Annotated in this window: 25 protein-coding genes; 11 read left to right on the top strand and 14 right to left on the bottom strand. The window is 63.4% G+C overall.

All coding sequences use genetic code 11. The annotated features are described in order from the left end of the window. The first annotated feature begins 44 nt into the window (after positions 1-44). Together ACS5Q1_RS10175 and ACS5Q1_RS10170 are read left to right on the top strand one after the other, a co-directional pair. The gene (locus ACS5Q1_RS10175) at positions 45-458 is read left to right on the top strand and encodes a (deoxy)nucleoside triphosphate pyrophosphohydrolase (protein WP_473098047.1); all 414 of its coding nucleotides are present in this window, start codon (positions 45-47) and stop codon (positions 456-458) included. Positions 459-467: 9 nt separating this feature from the next. After that, positions 468-1,394 (top strand): DMT family transporter, encoded by a 927-nt coding sequence (locus ACS5Q1_RS10170; protein ID WP_473098046.1) that lies wholly within the window; start codon positions 468-470, stop codon positions 1,392-1,394. On the opposite strand, the gene ACS5Q1_RS10165 is transcribed toward ACS5Q1_RS10170, so the two are convergent. The 4 genes from ACS5Q1_RS10165 to ACS5Q1_RS10150 all read right to left on the bottom strand — a co-directional run bounded on the left by ACS5Q1_RS10165 (position 1,378) and on the right by ACS5Q1_RS10150 (position 4,368). Continuing rightward, complete coding sequence (locus tag ACS5Q1_RS10165) at positions 1,378-1,812, bottom strand: acyl-CoA thioesterase (protein WP_473098045.1); 435 nt, start codon at positions 1,810-1,812, stop codon at positions 1,378-1,380. The two genes, ACS5Q1_RS10170 and ACS5Q1_RS10165, sit on opposite strands and share 17 nt — an antisense overlap. 8 nt (positions 1,813-1,820) lie before the next feature. Continuing rightward, positions 1,821-2,969 (bottom strand): iron-containing alcohol dehydrogenase, encoded by a 1,149-nt coding sequence (locus tag ACS5Q1_RS10160; RefSeq protein ID WP_473098044.1) that lies wholly within the window; start codon positions 2,967-2,969, stop codon positions 1,821-1,823. Between the two features lie 78 nt (positions 2,970-3,047). Beyond that, complete coding sequence (locus ACS5Q1_RS10155; RefSeq protein WP_473098043.1) at positions 3,048-3,413, bottom strand: DUF427 domain-containing protein; 366 nt, start codon at positions 3,411-3,413, stop codon at positions 3,048-3,050. A gap of 76 nt (positions 3,414-3,489) precedes the next feature. Next, positions 3,490-4,368: a methyltransferase domain-containing protein gene (locus ACS5Q1_RS10150; protein ID WP_473098042.1), complete on the bottom strand. Its 879-nt coding sequence runs from the start codon at positions 4,366-4,368 to the stop codon at positions 3,490-3,492. A 124-nt stretch (positions 4,369-4,492) separates the two neighbouring features. Between ACS5Q1_RS10150 and ACS5Q1_RS10145 the strand changes: the two genes are divergently transcribed. From ACS5Q1_RS10145 to ACS5Q1_RS10130, 4 genes are read left to right on the top strand one after another with little or no spacing between them, the layout of a single operon-like run. Next, positions 4,493-5,275, top strand: coding sequence for a ComF family protein (locus ACS5Q1_RS10145; RefSeq protein ID WP_473098040.1), 783 nt, complete (start codon positions 4,493-4,495; stop codon positions 5,273-5,275). A 51-nt stretch (positions 5,276-5,326) separates the two neighbouring features. After that, positions 5,327-5,584, top strand: a complete 258-nt coding sequence (grxC, locus tag ACS5Q1_RS10140) for a glutaredoxin 3 (RefSeq protein ID WP_203442248.1) — start codon at positions 5,327-5,329, stop codon at positions 5,582-5,584. 15 nt (positions 5,585-5,599) lie between these two features. Next, entirely contained in the window at positions 5,600-6,463 is an 864-nt protein-coding gene (locus ACS5Q1_RS10135) for a carbon-nitrogen hydrolase family protein (protein ID WP_473098039.1), read from the top strand. Positions 6,464-6,506: 43 nt separating this feature from the next. Next, complete coding sequence (locus tag ACS5Q1_RS10130) at positions 6,507-6,953, top strand: DUF1178 family protein (protein WP_473098038.1); 447 nt, start codon at positions 6,507-6,509, stop codon at positions 6,951-6,953. Here ACS5Q1_RS10130 and ACS5Q1_RS10125 read toward each other — a convergent pair. Next, positions 6,931-7,275 carry an ArsR/SmtB family transcription factor gene (locus tag ACS5Q1_RS10125; protein WP_473098037.1) on the bottom strand — a complete coding sequence of 115 codons (345 nt, stop codon included), beginning with the start codon at positions 7,273-7,275 and terminating at the stop codon, positions 6,931-6,933. The two genes, ACS5Q1_RS10130 and ACS5Q1_RS10125, sit on opposite strands and share 23 nt — an antisense overlap. 46 nt (positions 7,276-7,321) lie before the next feature. On the opposite strand from ACS5Q1_RS10125, the gene ACS5Q1_RS10120 reads away from it, so the two are divergent. From ACS5Q1_RS10120 to ACS5Q1_RS10105, 4 genes are all read left to right on the top strand, one after another. Further along, positions 7,322-7,789 (top strand): SRPBCC domain-containing protein, encoded by a 468-nt coding sequence (locus ACS5Q1_RS10120; RefSeq protein ID WP_473098036.1) that lies wholly within the window; start codon positions 7,322-7,324, stop codon positions 7,787-7,789. A 78-nt stretch (positions 7,790-7,867) separates the two neighbouring features. Next, on the top strand, positions 7,868-8,344 hold the full coding sequence (locus tag ACS5Q1_RS10115) for a metallophosphoesterase family protein (protein WP_473098035.1): 477 nt from the start codon (positions 7,868-7,870) through the stop codon (positions 8,342-8,344). Positions 8,345-8,998: 654 nt separating this feature from the next. Beyond that, complete coding sequence (locus ACS5Q1_RS10110) at positions 8,999-10,369, top strand: site-specific integrase (protein WP_473098034.1); 1,371 nt, start codon at positions 8,999-9,001, stop codon at positions 10,367-10,369. After that, complete coding sequence (locus ACS5Q1_RS10105) at positions 10,366-12,084, top strand: hypothetical protein (RefSeq protein ID WP_473098033.1); 1,719 nt, start codon at positions 10,366-10,368, stop codon at positions 12,082-12,084. Before ACS5Q1_RS10110 ends, ACS5Q1_RS10105 begins: the two co-directional genes overlap by 4 nt. On the opposite strand, the gene ACS5Q1_RS10100 is transcribed toward ACS5Q1_RS10105, so the two are convergent. From ACS5Q1_RS10100 to ACS5Q1_RS10070, 7 genes are read right to left on the bottom strand one after another with little or no spacing between them, the layout of a single operon-like run. Next, entirely contained in the window at positions 12,079-12,975 is an 897-nt protein-coding gene (locus ACS5Q1_RS10100; RefSeq protein WP_473098031.1) for an SMP-30/gluconolactonase/LRE family protein, read from the bottom strand. The genes ACS5Q1_RS10105 and ACS5Q1_RS10100 overlap by 6 nt on opposite strands. Positions 12,976-13,005: 30 nt before the next feature. Next, a complete protein-coding gene (locus ACS5Q1_RS10095; RefSeq protein ID WP_473098030.1) occupies positions 13,006-13,998 on the bottom strand; it encodes a Bug family tripartite tricarboxylate transporter substrate binding protein in 993 nt (330 codons plus the stop codon). A 27-nt stretch (positions 13,999-14,025) separates the two neighbouring features. Continuing rightward, positions 14,026-14,889 (bottom strand): citryl-CoA lyase, encoded by an 864-nt coding sequence (locus ACS5Q1_RS10090; RefSeq protein WP_473098029.1) that lies wholly within the window; start codon positions 14,887-14,889, stop codon positions 14,026-14,028. After that, positions 14,886-16,067 (bottom strand): CaiB/BaiF CoA transferase family protein, encoded by a 1,182-nt coding sequence (locus ACS5Q1_RS10085; protein WP_473098028.1) that lies wholly within the window; start codon positions 16,065-16,067, stop codon positions 14,886-14,888. Before ACS5Q1_RS10085 ends, ACS5Q1_RS10090 begins: the two co-directional genes overlap by 4 nt. Positions 16,068-16,082: 15 nt before the next feature. After that, positions 16,083-17,606: a tripartite tricarboxylate transporter permease gene (locus ACS5Q1_RS10080; protein WP_473098027.1), complete on the bottom strand. Its 1,524-nt coding sequence runs from the start codon at positions 17,604-17,606 to the stop codon at positions 16,083-16,085. A gap of 4 nt (positions 17,607-17,610) precedes the next feature. Beyond that, on the bottom strand, positions 17,611-18,117 hold the full coding sequence (locus ACS5Q1_RS10075; RefSeq protein WP_473098026.1) for a tripartite tricarboxylate transporter TctB family protein: 507 nt from the start codon (positions 18,115-18,117) through the stop codon (positions 17,611-17,613). A 49-nt stretch (positions 18,118-18,166) separates the two neighbouring features. After that, positions 18,167-19,147 (bottom strand): Bug family tripartite tricarboxylate transporter substrate binding protein, encoded by a 981-nt coding sequence (locus ACS5Q1_RS10070; RefSeq protein ID WP_473098025.1) that lies wholly within the window; start codon positions 19,145-19,147, stop codon positions 18,167-18,169. A gap of 215 nt (positions 19,148-19,362) precedes the next feature. Between ACS5Q1_RS10070 and ACS5Q1_RS10065 the strand changes: the two genes are divergently transcribed. After that, positions 19,363-20,127: an IclR family transcriptional regulator gene (locus ACS5Q1_RS10065; RefSeq protein ID WP_473098024.1), complete on the top strand. Its 765-nt coding sequence runs from the start codon at positions 19,363-19,365 to the stop codon at positions 20,125-20,127. A 507-nt stretch (positions 20,128-20,634) separates the two neighbouring features. On the opposite strand, the gene ACS5Q1_RS10060 is transcribed toward ACS5Q1_RS10065, so the two are convergent. Together ACS5Q1_RS10060 and ACS5Q1_RS10055 are read right to left on the bottom strand one after the other, a co-directional pair. Further along, positions 20,635-21,690, bottom strand: coding sequence for an IS110 family RNA-guided transposase (locus tag ACS5Q1_RS10060; RefSeq protein ID WP_473098023.1), 1,056 nt, complete (start codon positions 21,688-21,690; stop codon positions 20,635-20,637). 507 nt (positions 21,691-22,197) lie between these two features. Beyond that, entirely contained in the window at positions 22,198-22,377 is a 180-nt protein-coding gene (locus tag ACS5Q1_RS10055) for a hypothetical protein (protein WP_473098022.1), read from the bottom strand. Between the last annotated feature and the right edge of the window lie 59 nt (positions 22,378-22,436).

The following is a 22,436-nucleotide window of genomic DNA, read 5'->3' as shown; positions in this document are numbered from 1 at the left end:
CGGAAAACAATTACCCGACGCCACGCTTTCACGCGGATCCCAACGTGCCCCCTCTCAAGCTCACCCTCGTCGTTGCCGTCGCCCTGATCGATACGGACAATCGCATCCTCCTGGCGCAGCGGCCGGAAGGAAAGCAGCTCGCCGGACTATGGGAATTTCCAGGCGGCAAGGTGGAACCGGGTGAGCGGCCGGAGGAGACGCTGATCCGCGAGCTGCGCGAGGAGTTGGGCATCAGCGTGAAGGAACCGTGCCTCGCGCCCCTGACCTTCGCGAGCTATCCGTACGAGACCTTCCACCTGCTCATGCCGCTCTACATCTGCCGCCGCTGGGAAGGCTTCGTGCGGCCGCTCGAAGGCCAGGCCCTGAAATGGGTCAAGGCCCAGGAGCTGCGCAGCTATCCGATGCCGCCCGCCGACGAGCCCCTGATCCCGTTCCTTGTCGATCTGCTCGGCCCCTGAAGAACGCCCATGTCCTCCCAGGATATCGGGGCGGTCGCATCGCCGCCTGCTCCTACCGCCACCTTCGTCATCTCCAATCTGCTGATCTGCTCGTTTCTGTGGGGCAGCTCGTTCCTGCTCGTGAAGCTGAGCGGGAATCTGAACCCCTTCGTTCTTGCCGCCATGCGCGGGCTGATCGGGGCCGCATTCCTTGCCTTGTGGTTCATCATCCAGGGCAAGAGCATCCTGCCCCAGCGCCACGAATGGCGCATCTGGGCCGTTCTCGGAACGCTCAACGGCTGGCTGCCGAACGTGCTCCTGGCCTATGCCCTGACGCAGCTTCCCACCGCACCTGCCGGCATGATCCAGGCCTCGTCCCCGCTGATCGTCGCCGTGCTGTCGCATTTTCTATTCGCCGATGAGCGGCTGACGCCGCAGCGCTTCGTCGGCGTGATCATCGGCTTTCTCGGCATGGGCATCCTGATCGGCCCCGCCGCCCTGCCGGACAGCGGCATCAATGCCACCGGCGCACTTGTCATGATCGCCGTTGCCTGCAGCTATGCGACGGCGAACATCTATGTGCGCACCGCCAGGCAGGCGGAACCGGCGCGCATGGCGCTCGGCCAGCAGATCTGCTCCGGCTTTGCCGCAACGGTTTTGGCGCTGACCTTCGTGGGACCCTCGGCCTTCGCGGCCGTGCCGTCGCATCTGGCCCCACTGCTTGCGCTCGGTGCCCTGTCCACGGCCCTGCCGATCCTGCTCTTCATGCATCTGATCCGCCGCACCGGCCCGACCCGCGCTTCGATGGTGGGCTATCTCGCGCCGATCTGGACGACGATCATGGCGGTGCTGTTCCTCGATGAGAGCATCGGCCTGCGCGAACTCACCGGCGGTGCCGTGGTGCTGATAGGTGTGGCGCTGGTCTCCTTGAGCGGAAGGCTCAGGCCAATTCGCTGAGCATCGCGCGCGTCTCGGGCGGGATCTCCACCGGCCGCTGGGTGATGCGGTCCACATAGACATGGACGAAATGACCCTGGGCGACGGCCTGCTCGGCACGGGCCTTGAAGATCCCGATCCGGTAGCGCACCGAGGAGCGTCCGAGATGGGCAACCGCGATGCCGGCCTCCAGCGCATCGGGAAACGCGACGCTCTCGAAATAGGTACAGCCCGATTCCACCACGAGGCCGATGATCGGACTCTCGGCGATGGCAAGCAGACCCTTCTCGACGAGCCAACCATTCACGGCGCTGTCGAAATACGAGTAGTAATGCACGTTGTTCACGTGTCCGTAGGCATCGTTATCCATCCAGCGGGTCGCGATGGGGCGAAAGAGCCTGAAGGTGGAGCGGTCGGGACGCGCGGGACGGTCTGACATGACGTCCGTCACCACGCCGCTTCATAGATCGCGCGTGCATCCTCAAGGGTAAGCGGACGCGGGTTGTTCACGAGAAGCCGTGTCTGCTTCATGGCGTCTTCGGCCATCATCGGCACGGCCTCCTGCGGAATGCCCACATCCCGCAAGCGCGGCTGCAGCCCGACTTTCGTGCACAAGGCGGCGAGCGCCTCGACAAAAGCTGAGCCGGTCGCACGACCTTCGAGCTCCGGAAAGGCGTGAGGCGCAAGCTCCGCATAAGCGGCCTCGCAGGCGCTGGTATTGAAGCGCAGTACATGCGGCAGCACGAGGGCGTTGGAGAGCCCATGCGGAATACCGAAATGTCCGCCGATGGGATAAGCCAGTGCGTGAACGGCCGCGACCGGCGAATTGGCGAAGGCCTGGCCCGCAAGCATGGAGCCGAGCAGCATGGCCGAGCGGGCTTCGAGATCGCTTCCCTGATGCACCGCACGCTCGATGTTACGTCCGAGCAGCGCTAAGGCTTCCTTCGCCAGGGCCTGCGAGACCGGATTGTTGTTGGGGCTCGTCGAGGTATAGGCCTCGATGGCATGAACCATCGCATCGATGCCGGTCGCCGCCGTCACATGCGGCGGCAGATTCATGGTTAGATCCGGATCGAGCAGCGCGATGTCGGGAATGATGAGTGGCGAGACGACGCCCTTCTTCTCGTGCGCGCCGGTGGTGACGATGGAGATCGGCGTGACCTCCGATCCAGTGCCGGCCGTTGTGGGAATGGCGAGCAGAGGCAGCCGGGGGCCCTTCGCGATGCCGACGCCATAAATCTCGGAAAGACTCTCGCCGCTTGCCGCAAGCAGCGCCACAAGCTTCGCCACATCGATCGAGGAACCGCCGCCGAAGCCGATGACGGCCCGCGCTTCGAAATTCCTCGCCTTCGCCACCGCGGCCAGCACCACGTCCTCAGGCGGATCGGCCACCACCGCGTCGAAGACGTCGACCGCGACGCCCGCCTCCTCCAGCACATGGAGAGCCGGAGCGATCAACCCGGCCTTCACGAGGCCCGCATCGGTGACCACGAGCACGCGCGGCCCGAGTCGTTGGGCCGCGATGTCTCCTAATCGCGCGATGCTGCCGGAGCCGAAGATGAGGGAGGGAGCAGTGTTGAAGATGAACGGCGACATGAGTGTGTCCTCTGTCGTCCGAGATTGCCCTGGGCGTGACAAGCCAGCAACCCGCGCCGCTTCAGCCATTAGCAGGTACTAATCCTGAAACTCCTCGATGGCATCGACCTTCTCCGGATAGAAGGCCAAGTGGTCCTTGATGACGGCCACGGAGGGGGCAGGTTCCTCATAGGTCCAGGCCGCATTTTCCCGCACGAGCCCGCCGCCATTGACGGTGAAATACGAGGCATCGCCCTTGTAGGGGCAATGGGTCCTGTGATCGCTGGAATCGAGCAAATCCATGTGCACGTCCCCGCGGGGGATGTAGTGCACGACCGGGAGAGTTGCCTCGCGCAGGGTCAGGGCCTGCGTCGTCTCGGCGATGATGAAGCCGCCGAGCATGACCCGGATGCGATGCGGGTTCTTCGTGATGATGATCGGATGATCCGGGCCGGGCTCTTTCATGGGTCATGGCTTTCCAGAGGAGTCTCTGGAAAATGAAGATAGGGCAACTCGGTTGCGGCCCAAGACAGGGCACGAATCACTTCTTGTCGAGCCGAGGCGCCCCTTCCTTCACGCCGAGCGCATCGGCCAGCCGCGCCTTGGCAGAGCCTGGACGCAGGGGTTTCTGCTGGCTTTCATGCGGCGTCCAGCCGGAGAGCCAAACGATCTCGAAGGTCGCCGGAATGCGCCCATCCGCATCGCCAAAGCGCTCCGCATAGATCTCGGCCGTCCGCATCAGGGTCGCGCGTCTCAGCGGGACTTTGCGCCGGTCGTGCAGGGCATTGGTCAGCCCCATTCGGCGCAGATCCTGCATGAGCGAGAAGGCATTGGCATAGCGCACCCGGACGATATCCGTATCCGTCACCGGCAGGGCAAAACCCGCACGCTGCAGCAGGCCGCCGATATCGCGCAGGTCCGCAAACGGCGCGACGCGAGGGCTGACGCCGCCCTCGATCTCGGCTTCGGCCTGGGTCAGGGACTGACGCAACTCGGTCAGAGTCGAGCCGCCCAGGAGCGCCCCGATGAACAGGCCATCGGCTTTCAGCGCCCGGCGGATCTGGATGAGAGCGCCCGGCAGGTCGTTGACGGCGTGCAGGGCCAGAAGGGACACCGCGAGGTCGAAGCGCTCGCCCGAGAACGGCAGGTGCTCCTCGTCTCCGAGGATGCTGCCCGCCTCCGGCACCGGCGACAGGCGGATCACCCTCTCGGCGCGCTCGCTCCGGCGCAACATGTCGGCGACAATGGACGTCGGCGTGCCCACGTCGAGCGCCAGCGAAAAGGTCCGCAGCACTGCGGAAAGCCGCTCCTCCAGATCCTCGACGGCGCGAACCAGGAGAAAATCGGCATAGCCCTGGTTCAGTGCACGGGCCAGCCGGCGGCGGACAAGGGAGCGGTCGAAGACGAGAGGCGTGTTCATGAGGCGCTCGATATGGCGTGTGCCGGGCGAAGAACCAAGGATTTTTTCAGGGAATGACACTGGGGCTACAACTCTGAACCTCTGCTCCTCGCCCTCCGAGCCGGCTTCGGCTAAGCTTCCCTTCATGAGCGAGCCCCTCGACGTCCAGTCCGTCCCCCTAAGCGCCCGCCTCCGCTTAGGCGCAACGGAGGCTTGGCGCTCGGCCCTCGGCCTGCTCTACCCGCCGACCTGCATCGCCTGCCAGGCCGCCATCGGGGAGCCCCATGCCCTGTGCGCCGCCTGCTGGTCCCAAGTTCGCTTCATCGAGCGGCCCTTCTGTGAGCGGCTGGGAACGCCCTTTGCGGTGGATCTCGGCCAGCCGCTGCTCTCGCCCACCGCCATCGCGGACCCACCGGTCTTCGGACGCGCCCGGGCCGTAGCCGAATATGACGGCACCGCGAGCCTGCTGGTGCACCGGCTCAAATACAACGACCGCCTGGAGCTCGCCCGAGCCTTGGGCGGGATGATGGCCCGTGCCGGCGCTGAGCTTTTGGGCGATGCCGACGTGATCGTCCCCGTGCCTCTCCACCGCTGGCGGCTGTGGTGGCGCCGCTTCAACCAGGCGATGGCCCTGGCCAAGGCGGTCTCGTCCGAGAGCGGCGTGCCCTGCGATCCATTCCTGCTCGCCCGCGTCAAGCGCACCCGTCGCCAGGTCGGGCTCACCAAGGCGCAGCGGCAGGAGAACCTCCAGGGCGCCTTTCGCGTCCCCGTCGAGGCGAAGGCGCGGCTCAAGGGAAAACGGGTGCTCCTGATCGACGATGTGCTGACCACCGGCTCCACGGCCAACGCGGCCTCGCGGGCGCTCCTGCGCGGCGGTGCCACCTCGGTGGATATTCTGGCCTTTGCCCGAGTTGTCCAGGAGTTGTGATGGGAGCCGAAAGCTTCCTATATCCTCGCCATCAAAGGAGAACCCTCTGTCATGCCGTCCATCACGATCTACACCAAAGGCTGGTGCCCTTATTGCTCGGCCGCCAAGAAACTTCTCGACGACAAAGGCGCCGCCTTCACGGAGATCGACATCGAAAAAAAGCCGGAAGCCCGCGCCGAGATGATCCAGAAGGCCAAGGGCCGGACCACCGTGCCGCAGATCTTCATCGGCGAAAAGCATGTCGGCGGCTGCGATGACCTGTATGCTCTTGATGACAGGGGCCAGCTTGAGCCTTTATTGCAGGCCTGACGGAGACCAGATTCCATGACCTCGACCCGCTTCACCGCCGCCTGCATCCAGATGCGCTCCGGGCGTGACGTGCTCAAGAACCGCGACGATGCGGTAGCCCTCGTGCGCGAGGCAGCGGACAAGGGCGCGCATTTCGCCCAGACGCCGGAGATGACCTCCCTTGTGTGCCGGGATCGGGACGAGCTGTTCAGCAAAGTCGGGCCGGAGGCGCAGGACCCGGTGCTCGCGGCCCTGCGCGAAGTCGCGCGGGAGCGGAACATCGTGGTCCAGATCGGCTCCATCGCGGTCAAGGAAGGCGACAAGGTCGCCAACCGCGCCTTCCTCATCGGCCAGGATGGCGAGGTCATCGCCTCCTACGACAAGATCCATCTCTACGACGTCGACCTGCCGAATGGCGAGAGCTGGCGCGAATCGGCCACCTATACCGGCGGCGCCTGGGCCGTTGCCGCCGAGACGCCGTGGGGCTATCTCGGCATGACCATCTGCTACGACGTGCGCTTTGCCGCCCTCTACAAGGCGCTGGCCGAAAACGGCGCTTCGTTCCTTTCGGCGCCGGCCGCCTTCACCAAGCAGACCGGCGAGGCCCATTGGCATGTGCTGCACCGGGCACGGGCCATCGAGACCGGCTCGTTCATGATTTCCGCTGCTCAGGGCGGCCTGCATGAGGACGGGCGCGAGACTTTTGGCCATTCCGTCATCATCGACCCCTGGGGCCGGGTGCTGGCGGAAGGTGGCGCGGAGCCCGGCGTGTTCCTGGCCGAGATCGACACCGCCCTCGTCGCGGAGGTGCGCGGCCGCATCCCGACCCTCAAGAATGCCCGCCCCTTCAAGGTCGAGGTCGTTCCCACCATCGAGACGGATCGGGCGGCGAGCGCCTGATCCCTTCCCTTTCCGTGTCTAAATCCTTAAGTCTCACCAGGACATGATCAAGTATGCCTTGGCCTGCGAGCAGGCCCATGAGTTCGAGAGCTGGTTTCCCTCAAGTGAGGCGTTCGAGACGCAGCGCAAGCGTGGTTTCGTGACCTGCCCGTTCTGCAACTCGGCCAAGGTCGAGAAGCAGATCATGGCACCGTCCGTCGCACGCACGGACAAGGCGCCGAAAGCGCCGGCACCAGAGACGCAGCCTGTCGCAGTTCTCTCCGAGAAGGAACGCGAGCTGCGCGCGGCTTTGCGGGCTTTGCGCGAACACGTGATGAAGAACGCCGAGGATGTCGGTAAAGGCTTCGTCGAAGAAGCGCGCAAGATGCATTACGGCGAGACGGAAGAGCGCTCGATCTACGGCGAGGCCGATTTGGCGGAAGCAAAGGCCTTGCTGGAGGAAGGCATCGACGTATTGCCCCTGCCTGTCATTCCGGACGACCGGAACTAGGTTCCTCCAGGTCCGTCTTCAGCCGGTCGAGCATCTCCACCGCACGACCGGCATAAGCCCCAATCCAGCGGTCGTAGATATGCTTGATCGGGAGAGGGTTGAGATGGTTCCAGCGCTCGCGCCCCTCGCGCTTGACGATCACGAGGTCCGCGCCTTCCAGAACCTTCAGGTGCTGCATCACCGTGCAGCGGTCGAGCGCCGGGAATCGAGCGCATAGTTCGCCCGTAGTCTGGGGCTTATCCTTCAACACATCGAGAATGTCGCGGCGGGTCGCGGCCGATAAGGCCTTGAAGACTCGGTCACTTTTATCGCCGCTTGACATGTTATGTTTTTATAACATGATGGCGCGACACGCAAGGAGATCGGTCATGGAACTAACGTTCAAAGTGTCTGCCAGGATTGCGAAGCCGGTGGCCGAAGTGTTCGAGGCAGTCGCCAATCCCGCCGAACTGTCGCGCTACTTCACAACCGGCGGTGCCAAGGGCCGGCTGGAGACCGGTGCAACCGTCACCTGGGATTTTCACGACTTTCCGGGAGCCTTTCCGGTTCGGGTCGTCGAGGTGGTGCCGGAGAAGCGAATCGTCCTGCAATGGGAAGCCGGCGATACCGATGGACCGGATGCCTCGGGCAGCTACAACACGACCGTGACGATGACCTTCGAGCCGCTCGAAGATGGCAAACGGACCTTGGTCTCGATCTCGGAGGAAGGCTGGCGCGAAACGGAGGCCGGTCTCAAATCGTCCTATAACAATTGCCAGGGCTGGATGCAGATGCTCTGCGCGCTCAAGGCCTACAAGGAATACGGCATCAACCTGCGGGACGGCATGTTCAAGTAGGCGTTTGCAATGATCGGAACGAGCCCTGGCCGTTCCGGCTTATGCCTCATCTGAGACGATGATCGGGACGGGCCTCTCTTGACGGTTTTCTTCACCAGCGACACGCATTTCGGCGATCCGCGGGTGCTGCGCATCGACAAGCGTCCGTTCAAGTCGATTCCCGAACACGATGCCGCGCTCATCGCCAATTGGAACGAGGTGGTCTCATCCGAGGACGAGGTCTGGCATCTGGGCGATTTCGCCCTGCATGTGCGCCCGGAACGGATCGACGAATTGCTCGGGCTGCTCAACGGCCGCAAGCACCTGATCATCGGCAACAACGACGGTCCGGGAACGCTGGCGGCGAAGGGCTGGGAGAGCGTGCAGGCCTATGCGGAACTCATGCTCGACGGCCATGCGCTGGTGATGTGCCACTACGCCTTCCGCACCTGGAAGAACATGGGCCGCGGCTGGATTGACCTGCACGGACATTCTTATCTCGACAGTATGTATGGCGAGGAATGTGTCTCATATCGCGATCAGAAGACGGCCAAAGGCCATTATCTAAAACATTAAGGTCTTGTCTCACTCCTCGCATGACTCGGCGGTATGCGTCCGTCGTTTGGTCAAAGAGAAGCGAGCGCCATCTTGTTGCGGTATCGTGGGGTTCCCGAGCCAACCGTTGGGCGAATCGCAGGGCGACCATGAGTGCGCGGTAGCTTGCACTCATGTGGCTTTGGGGGCCGGGGCCACCGTGAGCCTGGAAACGTCTCGGTCCAATAGCGAGCGCTCGCAATTCACGATCAATTTTCGGAAGGATTCAGTGCAGCCTGAGCGTCGGATGAATCCTAGTTAGCTTGCCATACTCCAAGGACTAAGTACTTAGAATGTATTGTTGACAAGGATTACAATTTATTTGCCGTTCATCCGAGCACGAATCCTTCATAAAACTTTTCTGTTGCTTAATTTATACTTTATAAATACAAAGTCCCTCAATAACGCTTTGTCATAGGCAAATCGAGTATGGACACCTTGGGCATCATGCGACGGGGACCGTTACGACAACATGGGACAGCACCAGTCGAATTATTCTTCACAAAAGCCAGCGATCTCGATGAACCGATAATCATCGATGGCAACTCTCTCGAGTTGGCAGGCCGACCCTACTTTCTCCCTGAAGTGGCGAGGCAAGCGTGGAAAACCCAAGCCGTCCCAGATGAGATGCCCTTCATGCTCCAAGCTGACGGTTCGTACGCGTGGACGGTCAATGACTTTTTCCGGGCGCTTCCAGCAAACGGCTGCCCATCGAAAAACTCGTGGAGGGGCTACGGCTACGACATCATTACCTTTGCCCGTTTCCTAGCGGAAGAGCCTGGCAAGCCCGACCTCTTGAGCGCCAGTACGGATCACATCAACAAGTACGCACTACGCCGAAGATGCTCCGACAGAACGACGTCAGGGGTTGCGCCCACTACTTGGGACCGCGGGATCAGAGCACTCGACCGGTTCTACTGCTGGGCAGCCGAAAACCGCGACAACGTGAAAGCTCCGTTTACATACAAGGACGTACTCGTCGGCATGCCATCGAGCACGTTCCTCCCAACCAAGCGGAACACTGCCCTAGCAAGGGAAGGCGATCGGGGCATCATCAAGTGCATTAGCTTGGAGGAGTACCTTCAGTTTCGTGATTACGGGCTCTTGGGCCGTTCGCCAAACGGAGAAGCACATCTCTTCCGGGGTCGGAACCCCCTGCGCAATGGAGCTTTCGCCGAGTTCCTGGTTTCGACGGGCGTCCGCCTTGAAGAAGGCGCAGCCATTCTCTTGGCCGAACTCCCCGATCCTGACGCAGAACGTTGGCGGGGGTTTCGATCATGCAAGATGCAGTTAGGTTGTCTCACTACCAAAGGTGACAAAGGCAGAGCGATCTGGGTTTCCAAACGCGTCCTGAAGGACCACGTCCTGTCCTACGTTGCCGAAGACCGCGACAACGCCATTGCGAAAGCGCTGGGTGACAATCGCTATGCAGATGTAGACGACCCCATGCTCGTCAGCAAATGGATGGCCGCAGGCTGTAAGATTGCGACGCCAGGAACTCAGTCGACCTTGAGATACGACGCACTTACCTACTCCGACCGAAGGCGCATGCTTAGCATCAATAACGACGGGAAAGTTTATGCGCCGGGCATTCTATGGCTCACAGAGCAAGGGCTTCCGACCGAAATGGCAAACTTCGAGGCCATTTTCGCCCGTGCATGCGAACGTCTGCATGACAACTTCGCAATCGATCTTCAAGTCACGCCACATACACTTCGGCACACGTTTGCAGTCTATATGCTCGGCCATCTCATCAAGGAATGTTGTGGGCGGCTGGCCAACCTACGTGAAGAAAAAAGGAAGGTCACACCCAATGCGTACAGCGCCTTGGTATTCGACCCGATCCGAAGGCTCCAAAGGATCCTAGGGCACGCACATTACGAGACTACCTACACTTACTTGACCTATGTCGAGGAGGCCGATGAGCTGATAGACGCGGCCATTGGCAGTTGGGGCGACCGCCTTGGAACTCCTGCTGACTTCAATTCCATGGAGACTGCGTCGTGACCGAAACTAACACATCTGAAGCGAATAGCATCTCGATGCACAACAGGCGTGCGGTAATCCAAGATAGCTCCAACGCCCACGCCGAACAATCCCTCGTCGATGTCGCGCCGCTCAGATTCCATGCAAAATTCTCCGGGCGGAAACCAGCAATCATTGATTTTACGGAGTACCCGCTTGCCGGAATTGCACAGGAAGCTGCACGCATACTCCTCAAAGAAACAAAACCAGTCGGCCACTACAAGTCACCCGGGATGATTTCGGATGTCCTCCAAGCGATCCGACGCTTCGGAGACATGATCGTCGATCGGAACCGGGCAAGCCGTGTTCAACATCTCACTGATATCACCGCAGATGATGTCAATGAGCTAGAAACGTATCTCCAAGAGCGTTACGGCATCCAGAGCCCAGTTCCATATAAGCATATCTCTACTTTCATCGGTTTTCTGCGGATCGCATCCAGCTATCGATTGGTTTCATCAAAGTTATCTGAACGGTTGCTGACAATATCACAACGAGGAACCGAAGCGCATCGGAACGAGCCGAGAGAGCCCTACTCGCCCTATGTAGCTGAGCAATTGAGACGAGCTGCGTTGCAGGATATACAGAATATCATCGCGCGCATCACTCAGCATGGACCACGTCTTATTGCGGAGGGCTCCGACCCTACCTTAACGAGCTGGAAAAGTGCTCCAAACGTCATCTGGGCAATTGCGAATGCACAGCTCGACAACATCGAGGGTGCCCCGAAAGGCGTCCAGTCCTATCTGCGGAACTTCTACAATCTTAGTGGCACAGGATATCGATTCTACGATCTGATAAGGCACGTCCATCTAGTGCATGACGACGTGATCCCGTTCATGGTCTACCTCTCACTTGAGACTGGCCTTCCAAGGGAGTCGATTAATGAACTTAAGGAGGCATGTATCGCGAACGAAGCACGCGGTTATGCCGACTTGCTCTACGTAAAGCGGCGCAAGCGAGGAAGTGGCGAAACCAAGCCAGCGAGGGTCAAGGCAGAGGGCCACATGTCACCTGTTGCCGTCGTCAAGATACTGCAAACGTTGACTCGCAATACCCGCGACCGCCTCAGGGGCGAGGACGCAACTTGGCTATTTGTAGGACATGGACGTACCAAGCTCCCCGGAATAGGCGTTCTGAGGCGCCTCCTGCCTCAAGACGAGGGTCGCAAAAACTTCTGCGAGCGGCATGAGATCCTGGACGATAACGGCTCTCGGCTAGTTACCGTGGACTTGGCGCGGCTTCGGAAGACGCACAAGGCAGAGAGGTATCTTAAGGCGGCTGGGAGCCTTGCTGACGCTGCGGGCGATCACACGAAAGCTGTTCACGCTCGTCATTATGCGAATGTAAATGCGCTCAGACCGCTCCACGAACAGACCGTCGCAGACGCATTGCAACGTGCCTTTGACTCCGCGATGGAGCCAATCGTAATCCCGGACGCCGTCGAGAAAAGGCTCATGACCGACCTACCGGGCTGCCACATCGACACTGGATTAACAGAGGCGGAGGCTGGCAGGGTCAGGAGTGGTGTTGACGACGTCTGGATCTGTAGTTGCCGGAATTACATGAACTCTCCACTCCAAGAGCCCAACTCCGAGAAGTGCCAGAACGCGACATTCGCAATCCTCCGACAACTCGCGAGACGGTTGTCGGCAATGCCCCATGTCGAGCCCTCATTGTACCGGTCGCGGTTATGATGCTTCCGGAAGGTGCGCTTGCAGGATCTGCCCGGTTTCGGACTCGGTCAGAAGCAATGTCGCCCCGTCCGGAAGCAGCACCGCATTCGTCACGGTCCGACCAGCGCAGGAGACCACTCGATAAAGCGGCACGCCGAGCGGGGACAGCACCCACGCGCAGCCATGGCCAGGATCGCAGACGATCAGGCGTCCGTGCCCGTCGACCACCAACCCGTCGGGCCCCGAGAGTCCGCCGGGCAACTGGGCAAAGACCTGGGTCTTTCCCGCCTGGACTTTGGGATCAAGCGGAACCCGCCACACCTGTGCAGCGCGCGTCAGCGCCAGAAAGGCGTGGGTTCCTTCTCGCGACACGGCAACGCCGTTCGGACTCGGCGCGTTGGCGATAACCCGATCGAGACGCCCGTCCTGCCACAGCCGATAGAGCCGGCCGCTGGTGTCCTGCATGCCTGTCTGGCCCTGATCGGTGAACAGGATCGATCCGTCGGGAAGAAGCTGAAGGTCGTTCAGCCCCTTGAAGCCCTCGCTGTTGATGGATCCGAGAACGGTCTTGATCGCCCCGTTCGCGGGATCGACCGACAGCAGGCCAAGGCGGTGATCGGCAACGATCAGCAGACCGTCCGAAGCCACCTTCATCCCGTTGGGCGAACCGTCGTAAGCCACCACCAGGCGCCATTGGCGTGACGGGTCGATCGCGAAGATGCGTCCGAACGGAATGTCGACGACATAGAGCGTTCCGTCCGGACCAAGACAGGGACCCTCCAGGAAGGAGTCGATCGCAAGCCCGCCCTTGTTGGCGATGCTCCAGTCGCTTGGACGACGATCCCGGAACGCGTCCGGCAGGCTGGTGTGGACCTCCGTCTCGATCGGCTGCGGCGGTGCGAACCAACTCATGGCCATGACCTCCTTTAACCCAGCTCGAAGCTACTGCACCTTTGCCGCCCGGACGATGTCGCCCCAGCTCTTGATCTCGCCCTCGATGAATCTGGTGAAGTCCCCGGGCGAGCCCGGTTGCAGGAAGCCGCCCTGGTCAGTGATGCGCTTCGCGACACCGGGATCACGGGCTGCCTGGACGGCGAGCTCGTTGAGACGGGCGACGACCGGCTCCGGGGTCTTGGCCGGGGCGAGCAGGCCGAACCACTGCGACGAGACGAAGTCCTTCACGCCGGCCTCGACTAGCGTCGGCACCTGAGCCGCGATGGGCAGCCGCTCCGCGCCCGTCGTCGCGATCAGCCGCAACTGGCCGCCCTCGATGAAGGCATTCGCGGTGGGCGCCGCGGTGAACAGCATCTGGATCTGTCCCCCGACGACGTCCTGGAGGGCGGCGGCAGCGCCCCGGTAGGGCACATGCTGCAAGTTCGTGCTCGTCTTCAGCTTGAACTGCTCCCCCTGGAGATGGGGAACCGTGCCATTGCCGCCCGAGCCGAAGTTCAACTTGCCGGGGTTCTGCTTCGCGTAGGCGATGAGCTCATCGACTGTCTTGGCGGGCACGCTGGGATGCACGACAAGGACGGACGGGAAGGTCGCGATGAGGCTGACCGGCTTGAACATCTTCAAGGGATCGATCCCTGCCCCGGGCGTAAGCGTCGGCGTCACCGCCATCGTGGAGTCGCCGAGCAGGACCGTGTAGCCATCAGGCTCGGAGGCGGCTACATCCTTCATGCCGATGGCCCCGGCCGCGCCCGCCTTGTTCTCGACGAAGAAGCGGTGGCCGTTCGCCAGTTCGCTCATCTTCTCCGCAATCACGCGTGCCACGAAGTCGGTCGTCCCGCCGGCCGCATACGGGACCACCATCCTCACGTTGCGTGACGGGTAGGCCTGGGCCTGTGCGGGTCCGGACAGCCAGGCGATGCCGAGCGATGCGACGGATGCCCCGAGCGAGGCGTGCAGGAACGAGCGGCGGGTCAGGCGGGTCATGGTCTCCTCCTCGGTATCAGGTGATGGTCATTCGTTGTCCGGTGACGATTGTGAGGTTTGGGCTTCCGGGAACCTGCGCTCCGGGGTGCCCTGGTAGGCCCACAGCCATTCGCGTGGCAGCGGGCCCTTGTTGCGGTCGGGCCTCTGGGATTGCTCCCAGGCGTGGGCGAGGATCCCGACAGAGCGGGACAGGACGAAGAGCCCGCGCGTCAGCGGCGGCGGGAAGCCGAGTTCCCCATAGATCACGGCCGTGGCGCCATCGATGTTGAGCGGGATCCGCTTGCCCTTCCGGCGCTCGACAGCCGCTTCGACCGCCTCCGCGATGTCGGCAAAGCGACCTGACACGGTGCCCTGCTCGGCCGCCTCCCGCACCAGCGCCAGCAAGCGAGGCGCACGGGGGTCGACCGGATGGAAGCGGTGGCCGAGACCCGGCACGTAGCCGCTCTCGGCGAAGAAGCGGTCGACGCGGTCCGCGACGGCATTCTCCAAGGACTGGCCCTCATCCATCGCGGCGGCGATGTCGCCGAAGAAGCCGAGTGCCTGCTCGCCGGCTCCGCCATGCACGTCCCCGAGCACGTTGATGGCGGACGCCATGGCGCTGTTGATGCCGACGCCGCAGGTCGCGGCCATGCGGGCGATCGCGATGGAGGGCGCCTGTGGACCATGATCGACGGCCGCACCGAGGGCGGTGCCGAGGAGCTCGGCCTGGGCCTCAGTCGGCAGTTCCCCGCGGAGCATGAGCCAGATCATGGCCGGGAAGCTGACCCGGCCGATGAGATCCTCGATCGGGTATCCCCGCAGCCGGATCAGGCCGGGCCGCATCTCGATGATCTCGGTCGACCACCATTCCTCGCCGCGCTCGCGGCCTTCCTTGCGGGTCCGTTCGGTCATGGCTGCCTCCTCGTTTCCTTCTGCCGGCGGGCGTCGGCCAGGATCTCATCCGTGTGCTCGCCGAGCTTCGGCGGCGGCTGGAGCGGCCGGGGCGCCTCGCCGTCGACGAGGAATCCGCCCCGGATCACCGTCAGCGGCTGGTCACCTGCGACCGCGTCGAAGCGCGTCGTCATGTTCCGTGACGTTACTTGCGGTTCCTGGAGCACCTGCGGGATCGTCAGCACGCGTCCGGCCGGCACGCCCGCCCGGTTGAATGTCTCCTCCCAGACCGATGCGGATGCGGAGGCCAACGCCTCCTCGATCAGGGTCTTCAACTCGCCGCGATTGCGCTTGCGGGTCTCCCGTTCGTGGAAGCGCGGGTCGGTCGCCAGCTCCGGCCGCCCGATGAGGCCGCACAGCGTGACGAACTGCTCCTGCTTATTGGCCGCAATGTTGAGAAGCCCGTCGCCGGTCTCGAAGGCACCCGAGGGCGCCGCCGTCATGTTCTCGTTGCCCATCGGCCGCGGCTCGACGCCCGCCGTCAGGTAGTTCGACACCGGCCAGCCCAGGGCGCTGAGCGTGCATTCGAGCATCGAGACGTCGATGAGGGCCCCTTCGCCCGTGCTCGAGCGGCGCACGAGTGCGGACACCACCGCGAAGGCGCCGAAGAGGCCGCCGAGCGTGTCGCAGACCGGATAGCCGACCCGCAGCGGCGCGGTGTCCGGCGTGCCCGTGATGCTCATCACCCCGGACAGGCCCTGAATGATCTGGTCGTAGGCGGGATTGTCGCGCATCGGCCCGGTCTGGCCGAAGCCGGAGATCGCGCAGTAGATCAGGTCCTCGCGCACGGATCGCAGGCGTTCGTAGCCGAGCCCGAGGCGGTCCATGACACCGGGCCGGAAGTTCTCGATGAGGGCGTCCGCCGTCGCGACCAGATCGAGGAACTGCGCCTTGCCCTCCTCGCTCTTGAGATCGACGACGACGGAGCGCTTGCCCGCGTTCTGGGCCAGGAACGATGCGCCCATGGCCGCCTTGTTGAGGTCCGGCGAGGCGCCGAGCTGGCGGGCGAGATCGCCGCCATTGGGAGCCTCGACCTTGATCACGTCGGCCCCGAGAAGCGCCAACTGGTAGCCGCAGTACGGCCCGGCCAGGACGTTGGTGAGATCAAGGACTCGGATGCCGTGAAGGAGCTTGGTCATGGGATTCCTCGCTGTCTATGCATCGCCGGGGACGTGCTCCGGGCGCGGGCCGCGCCAGGACCGGATGAGGTCGTAGAGCCGCGGCCCGAACAGCGCGAGGACGGCGAGAGCCAGCAGCGCCGCGGAGAGCGGGTGGGTGAAGAGGATCGTCCAGTCGCCGTTCGAGATCGTCATGGCGCGGCGGAACTCGGTCTCGGCCATCGGCCCCAGGATCATCCCGATCACGACGGGCGCGGTCGGGAAGTCGAAGCGCCGCATGAGGAAGCCGACGCCGCCGAGGACATACAGCAGCACGAGATCGATCGGCGATTGCGAGATGCCGTAGGTGCCGACGGTCGCGAACACGAGGATCCCGGCATAAAGCTGCGGAGCGGGAATCTTCAGGATCCGGACCCACAGCCCGACGAGCGGGAGGTTGAGGACGACCAGCAGCACGTTGGCGACGTACAGGCTCGCGATCAGGCCCCAGACCAGCGCAGGCTGGGTTTCCAGCAGCAGCGGCCCGGGCTGGATGCCGTAGCTCTGGAAGGCCGACAGCATGATGGCAGCCGTGGCCGAGGTCGGCAGGCCCAGCGTCAGCATCGGCACGAGGACACCCGCCGCGGAGGCGTTGTTGGCGGCCTCGGGTCCGGCCACGCCCTCGATGGCGCCCGTCGTGCCGAACTCCTCGGGATGCTTGGACAGCCGTTTCTCGAGAACGTACGAGAGGAACGTCGGGATCTCGGCGCCGCCGGCCGGCATGGCGCCGATCGGGAACCCGATGGCGGTTCCCCGCAACCAGGGCTTCCAGGAGCGCGCCCATTCCTGCCGGGTCATGTACAGCGACCCGCGCAGGGGAACGATCTCGTCCTTGCCCGCGTAGCGGCGTGCGGCGACGTAGAGGGTCTCGCCGACCGCGAACAGTCCGACTGCCACCACGATGACATTGGTGCCGTCGAGGAGTTCGGTGAGGCCGAAGGTGAACCGCGGCTGCCCGGTCTGGAGATCGATGCCGATCATCCCGAGGTAGAAGCCCAGGAACAGGCTGGTCAGGCCACGCACCGCGGACGAACCGAGCACGGCCGACACGGTGACGAAGGCCAGGACCATCAGCGAGAAGTACTCGGCAGGGCCGAACAGCAACGCGAGGCTGACGACGATCGGGGCCAGGAACGTCACGCCCATGGTGCCGCCCGTGCCCGCCACGAAGGAGCCGATGGCCGAGGTCGCAAGCGCGGCGCCGGCCCGGCCGGAGCGGGCCATCTTGTTCCCCTCGAGCGCCGTCACGATCGTGGCGCTCTCGCCGGGCGTGTTGAGCAGGATCGACGTCGTCGAGCCGCCGTACATCGCGCCGTAGTAGATGCCGGCGAAGAGGATGAAGGCGGCCTCCGGCGAAACCTGGAACGTGATCGGCAGGAGGAGCGCGATGGTGAGCGCCGGCCCCAGGCCCGGCAGGACGCCGATGGCGGTGCCGAGCGTGGTGCCGACGAGGCACCAGAGCAGGTTGTAGGGCGTGAAGGCGACGGCGAAGCCGTGCCCGAGCTGGGAGAGCGTTTCCATTTCCTCAACCTCCGAGCATGTTTTCGATGACGCCCGCGCCGATGTTGACGCCGAGGGCCTTGGCGAAGCCGAAGTAGGCGGCGAGCGCGAGGGCCAGTCCGATGCCGGCGTCGCGGAGCGGCCGTCGGCTGCCGAAGCCGTAGGCGACGAGCACGAACATGACGGTCGATGCGGCCGAGAAGCCCAGCGGCCCGATCAGCGCGACATTGGCGACGAGCCCGGCGGTGACGAACGCCACCGCCTTCCAATCCAGGGCGACTTCCATCTCGTCAGCAGGCTGCCAGCCACCACGGGTGGCCTGGACGAGGAGAAGGATGGCGAACACGGCGAGGCCGGCGGTCGTGATGTAGGGAAAGACCCTCGGACCGACCTGGGCGTACATGGGCGAGACCGGGATCGAGAGCGTCTGCCAGAGGACAAGTCCGGCGAAGAGCAGAAGCCCTAGCCCGATCAGGGCCTCTGCCGGAGCGATGCGCGCGCGTGACCGGTGCCGCTGATGAATGGCGTTCATCACGGATCTCCTTGGGGAGGATGGTGAGGGGGTTTGAGTCCTGGCGACGTCAGGTCGCCAGGCCGAGATCCTTCAGGATCGCCTCGATGCGGGCCGTTTCCTCCTGGAGGAACCTGGCATAGGCATCGCCCGTGAGCAGGATGGGGGTCCACTCCCGCTTCTTCACTTCCTCGGCCCAGGCCGGGCTGTTGGCCATCTTCTCGACCAGGGCGATCATCGCGGCCCGTTGGTCATTGTTGACGTTGGGCGGAGCGAAGACCCCACGCCAGTTGAAGAGCTCGACGTCGATCCCCTGCTCCTTGAGCGTCGGCGCGTCGATGCCGGGCTGACGCTTGTCGGCCGAGATCGCGAGGAGACGCAGCTTGCCCGCCTTCACCTGCTCCGAGAACTCGCCATAGCCGGAGATGCCCGCCGCGACTTGGTTGCCGAGGAGCGAAGCGACCGCCTGGCCGCCGCCGGCATACGGAACGTACGAGAGCTTGGTTGGGTCGACCCCCACCGACTTCGCCAGCAGGCCGAGCAGGATGTGGTCAGACCCGCCCGCCGAGCCACCGCTGACGGGAACCTTGGCCGGATCTGCCTTGAGAGCGTCGACGAAGTCCTTGGCGGTCTTGAAGGGCGAGTTCGCGGGCACCACGAGGGCGAGGAACTCGCCGGTCAGGCGGGCCACGGGCGTGGTCTGGGTCAGCTTCACGGGCGCCTTGTTGGCGATGATGGCGCCGACCATGACCATGCCGGAGACCATCAGGGCATTCGGACGGCCCTTCCACTGGTTGATGAACTGCGGCAGGCCCACGGTGCCGCCGGCACCACCGACATTGGTGATCTGGGCGCTGGTGATGAGCTTCTCAGCCCGGAGCACCTGCTCCATCGTGCGGGCGGTCTGGTCCCAGCCGCCGCCGGGCGCGGCCGGCACGAACACCTGAAGCGGGACGGCGGTCTGGGCAAAGGCCTTGTCCAGGGGCCAGTGGGACAGCACAGCCGCTCCGGCGGCGAGCGAGGCAAGCAGGACTTTACGGCGTGTAAGCATCGGTTTCCTCCGAGGTTTGGTGCCGGACGGCCGGCAGCTTCCAAGGACAGGACCGGGTCTGTCTGATTGCTCTTTTTCTTCTTCCAAGGGCCTGTCTGAGCGTGCTTTTGCCAGCTCTTTATCGTTCTGTCAAACAGAATTTGGTTCTGTCTGACAGAACGACCTGGACGAAGCGGCCTCGTTCCGGTATCGATCCGGGGTGACAGGAGGACCAAGTGGCAACCAAAACCAGCCGGGATCACGAGACATCCTTGCCGGCGTCATCGGACGGCGTCGCAGCCCTGGATCGCGCCATTGCGATCCTCAATGCCTTCACGCCGCAGGATCGATCGCTGTCCCTGGCCGAGATCTCGGCCAGAACGGGCCTCTACAAGAGCACCATCCTGCGGCTGGCGGGTTCGCTCATCCGCGGCCACCTGCTCGAGCGCCTGCCCGATGGCCTTTACCGGATCGGGTCAGGCGCCTTCCGGCTTGGGGCGATCTACCAGAGGTCTGTCGCCACGGCCGACATCCTTCTGCCGATCATGCGCGATCTCGCCGAGGAGAGTGGGGAGAGCGTCGCGTTCTACGCTCCGGCCGGGAACCTGCGGACTTGCCTCTACCGCATCGAGTCCAAGCACCCCATCCGCTATCACGTGCGTGAGGGCGACGTTCTGCCGCTGTATGCTGGTTCGGGCGGACGGGTTCTCGCGGCCTTCTCGGGTGAGGCGGGCGAGCCCTACGAGTCGATCCGCCGGGACTTTCATTTCGTGTCTCTCGGGGACCGCGATCCGGAAACGGCCGGATTGTCGGCACCCGTGTTCGGACCCAGCGCAGCTCTCGTCGGAGCGATCACGCTGGCAGGGCCGCGGATGCGCATCAGCGAAGACTTCATTGGACAGATGAAGCGACCGCTGCTGACTGCCGCGGCCCGGGCAACCCGCGCCTTTGGTGGTGATGCGACGCCCTTGGAACGGGCGGCGCATCAGAACCAAGCGTAATTCACGAAGGAACTGGACCAGGAGATGTGTCGCCGGAGCTTCCGCTCCCGCACGGCAAGCAGCAAGCAGATCGTTCGCTCGTCCCCCCTGAAAGTCAGCAACGGGTCAAACTCTGAAGATCACGTGCCCTTCAGGATGGTCTGCTATTGCCTCCTTGAGCAGACTTTTGGTCTACTTCTACCTTGTGCCAATGTATGGTCCGGCCGTGCGTCGCAAGATGATGTTGGCAGACTGACGAACGTGAGAGCTGCATCAATGTCTTCGGCCTCGTGGTGGAGCTTGTGCTCCGGGCCAGCATGGGCATCCGCGCGCATCCAGGACTGACTAGCGGAAAGACCTCGGTGGGCCATCATGGCACCCAGTCTTGGGGTTGCGCCGGGCCGACCGTTCGTCCATCGCCTTCTTCATCTCGCAGACCTCGGCGGGACATCGCTGTTTACTGAACTGATCTCATCGTCTTCTCCTCAGGGCTGATCGGTTGCAGAAGGAGCCTGAAGCTTCCTCATCTCACACCGCATGGGAGACGCTCCGAGGCTGATAAGCATGACCGCGCGCCAGCACCGCCCAGGCGATGCGGGCGAGCTTGTTGGCCAGCGCGATCACCAGCATGTTGCGATGCAGCCGTCGTCCCGCAGTCTCGATCCAGCGCCACAGCCCAAGTCTCGCCCCATGCGGGCGGCGCACCAGCACAATGTGAGCGGCCTGCACGAACAGGGTCCGCAGGTACTTGTTGCCGCGTTTGGAGATCTTGCCCAGGATGGTGCGGTCGCCGGTCGCCTCCTGCTTCGGCACCAGCCCGAGCCAGGCCCCGAAATCCCGCCCCTGCTTGAAGCCTGCACCTGTTCCAATGGCCGCCACGATGGCAGACGAGATGATCGGTCCGATGCCCGGCACACTCATCAGGCGCTGGCAGTGCTTGTCCTGGGCAGCCGGGGCCTCGATCTCAGCGGAGACATCGGCAATGCGCTCATCGAGCTGGCGCCAATCCTCAGCCAAGTCGGCAATGAGGCGAACGATGCGGAGCGACAGGGCGTCAGAGGACGAACCCAAAATGCCTGGCAAGGCCTGTCGCAACGGCGCAAGCCCCTGGCGCACGGTGATGCCGCGCTCAAGGAGGAAGCCGCGGATCTGGTTGATCACGCCCGTGCGTTGGCTGACCAGACGCGCACGCACCCGGTGCAAGGCGAGGAGGTCCATCTGGTCGGGCGTCTTGATCGCCACGAAGGACATGGTCGGTCGTTGCACCGCCTCCGCAATGGCTTCGGCATCCCGGTAGTCGTTCTTGTGCCCCGTCAGGAACGGCTTGACGTACTGGGCCGGGATCAGGCGTACGTCGTGGCCCAGCGCCTGGAGCTGGCCGCCAATGTGGTGAGCGCCGGCACAGGCTTCCATGCCGATCAGGCAGGGTGGGATGTTGGCCCGGCGCTGCGTGAGTTGGGTGCGGGAGAGCTTGAGGCGCAGCACGATGGCGCCGCGCTCATCCTGGCCGACGAGATGAAACGTGTTCTTGCCCAGATCAATGCCGAGGGTGGCAATCGCAGCAGAAGAAGAAGACCGTGACATGGGATGTGCTCCTTGCGTGACTCAAAGCCCCACAGCTTACGAGCAAGCGCGGCAGGAGCACGGCCGGACCATCCCATTAGCGGCCATTCGTATCGCCTTCAGGCTTGATCGGCATAGCTCTCCAGACCTTCTCGCAGCGTGGCCAGCATCTCGTCGCTCATGGCATCACGGGAGCCGCGGATCCATGCGGCGGCGAGCGGCAGTTTGTTCATCGATCCTGTCGCTCCTTCGAGAGGAGCTCAGCGAACGCCCGGTGTTTCCATGCGTGACGTCCACCGCGATACGATGGCGACACCTCAATGAGCCAACACGAACTTATAGCCGAGCATTGTCGGCTATATCGAGCTTAGGGGAGCCAAAGCGAGTACGCGCCGTGAAGTACCGGATGTGACTTGCGAGGCTGTGAGTTGCCGCGCAATCCTTGGTCACCGGTATCCTGCCAAAATCACGCGCGCGGCCGCGGGCTGATGCAGGGTCTCAGATAGGCAGCCCTATTGAAGAGGCAGCCTATTCAGGACCGCCAACGTTACCGGGGAGATCCGGCATCGCGACCATCGATCCTCGCGGGATCGGGTTGTCGGTGAGCTCAGCCTCGACATAATTTGGCGGTTGGCCACCTGAAGGGCCCGATACGCAACCGGAAACCAGGGCCGACAGGATCAGGAAGAATGGCAGTCTAACGAGCATCGACTTCTCCTTTGCAGATTCAGAACGGGAACGAGTGATGACGTGCCAAGGCGATCGGT

The organism is Microvirga sp. GN3 (assembly GCF_055792825.1).
Note: the sequence above shows the minus strand (reverse complement) of the source record. Positions and strands in the feature narration are given on the sequence as shown.

What these genes read in the sequence shown, in the direction of transcription:
- ACS5Q1_RS10100 (WP_473098031.1), bottom strand. Translation starts at nt 12,975, where the DNA reads ATGAGTTGGTTCGCACCGCCGCAGCCGATCGAGACGGAGGTCCACACC.
- ACS5Q1_RS10060 (WP_473098023.1), bottom strand. Translation starts at nt 21,690, where the DNA reads ATGTCACGGTCTTCTTCTTCTGCTGCGATTGCCACCCTCGGCATTGAT.
- ACS5Q1_RS10085 (WP_473098028.1), bottom strand. Translation starts at nt 16,067, where the DNA reads ATGACCAAGCTCCTTCACGGCATCCGAGTCCTTGATCTCACCAACGTC.
- ACS5Q1_RS10120 (WP_473098036.1), top strand. Translation starts at nt 7,322, where the DNA reads ATGGAACTAACGTTCAAAGTGTCTGCCAGGATTGCGAAGCCGGTGGCC.
- ACS5Q1_RS10070 (WP_473098025.1), bottom strand. Translation starts at nt 19,147, where the DNA reads ATGCTTACACGCCGTAAAGTCCTGCTTGCCTCGCTCGCCGCCGGAGCG.
- ACS5Q1_RS10145 (WP_473098040.1), top strand. Translation starts at nt 4,493, where the DNA reads ATGAGCGAGCCCCTCGACGTCCAGTCCGTCCCCCTAAGCGCCCGCCTC.
- ACS5Q1_RS10095 (WP_473098030.1), bottom strand. Translation starts at nt 13,998, where the DNA reads ATGACCCGCCTGACCCGCCGCTCGTTCCTGCACGCCTCGCTCGGGGCA.
- ACS5Q1_RS10080 (WP_473098027.1), bottom strand. Translation starts at nt 17,606, where the DNA reads ATGGAAACGCTCTCCCAGCTCGGGCACGGCTTCGCCGTCGCCTTCACG.
- ACS5Q1_RS10165 (WP_473098045.1), bottom strand. Translation starts at nt 1,812, where the DNA reads ATGTCAGACCGTCCCGCGCGTCCCGACCGCTCCACCTTCAGGCTCTTT.
- ACS5Q1_RS10160 (WP_473098044.1), bottom strand. Translation starts at nt 2,969, where the DNA reads ATGTCGCCGTTCATCTTCAACACTGCTCCCTCCCTCATCTTCGGCTCC.
- ACS5Q1_RS10125 (WP_473098037.1), bottom strand. Translation starts at nt 7,275, where the DNA reads ATGTCAAGCGGCGATAAAAGTGACCGAGTCTTCAAGGCCTTATCGGCC.
- ACS5Q1_RS10150 (WP_473098042.1), bottom strand. Translation starts at nt 4,368, where the DNA reads ATGAACACGCCTCTCGTCTTCGACCGCTCCCTTGTCCGCCGCCGGCTG.
- ACS5Q1_RS10110 (WP_473098034.1), top strand. Translation starts at nt 8,999, where the DNA reads ATGCTCCAAGCTGACGGTTCGTACGCGTGGACGGTCAATGACTTTTTC.
- ACS5Q1_RS10055 (WP_473098022.1), bottom strand. Translation starts at nt 22,377, where the DNA reads ATGCTCGTTAGACTGCCATTCTTCCTGATCCTGTCGGCCCTGGTTTCC.
- ACS5Q1_RS10090 (WP_473098029.1), bottom strand. Translation starts at nt 14,889, where the DNA reads ATGACCGAACGGACCCGCAAGGAAGGCCGCGAGCGCGGCGAGGAATGG.
- ACS5Q1_RS10075 (WP_473098026.1), bottom strand. Translation starts at nt 18,117, where the DNA reads ATGAACGCCATTCATCAGCGGCACCGGTCACGCGCGCGCATCGCTCCG.
- ACS5Q1_RS10170 (WP_473098046.1), top strand. Translation starts at nt 468, where the DNA reads ATGTCCTCCCAGGATATCGGGGCGGTCGCATCGCCGCCTGCTCCTACC.
- ACS5Q1_RS10135 (WP_473098039.1), top strand. Translation starts at nt 5,600, where the DNA reads ATGACCTCGACCCGCTTCACCGCCGCCTGCATCCAGATGCGCTCCGGG.
- ACS5Q1_RS10155 (WP_473098043.1), bottom strand. Translation starts at nt 3,413, where the DNA reads ATGAAAGAGCCCGGCCCGGATCATCCGATCATCATCACGAAGAACCCG.
- ACS5Q1_RS10130 (WP_473098038.1), top strand. Translation starts at nt 6,507, where the DNA reads ATGATCAAGTATGCCTTGGCCTGCGAGCAGGCCCATGAGTTCGAGAGC.
- grxC (WP_203442248.1), top strand. Translation starts at nt 5,327, where the DNA reads ATGCCGTCCATCACGATCTACACCAAAGGCTGGTGCCCTTATTGCTCG.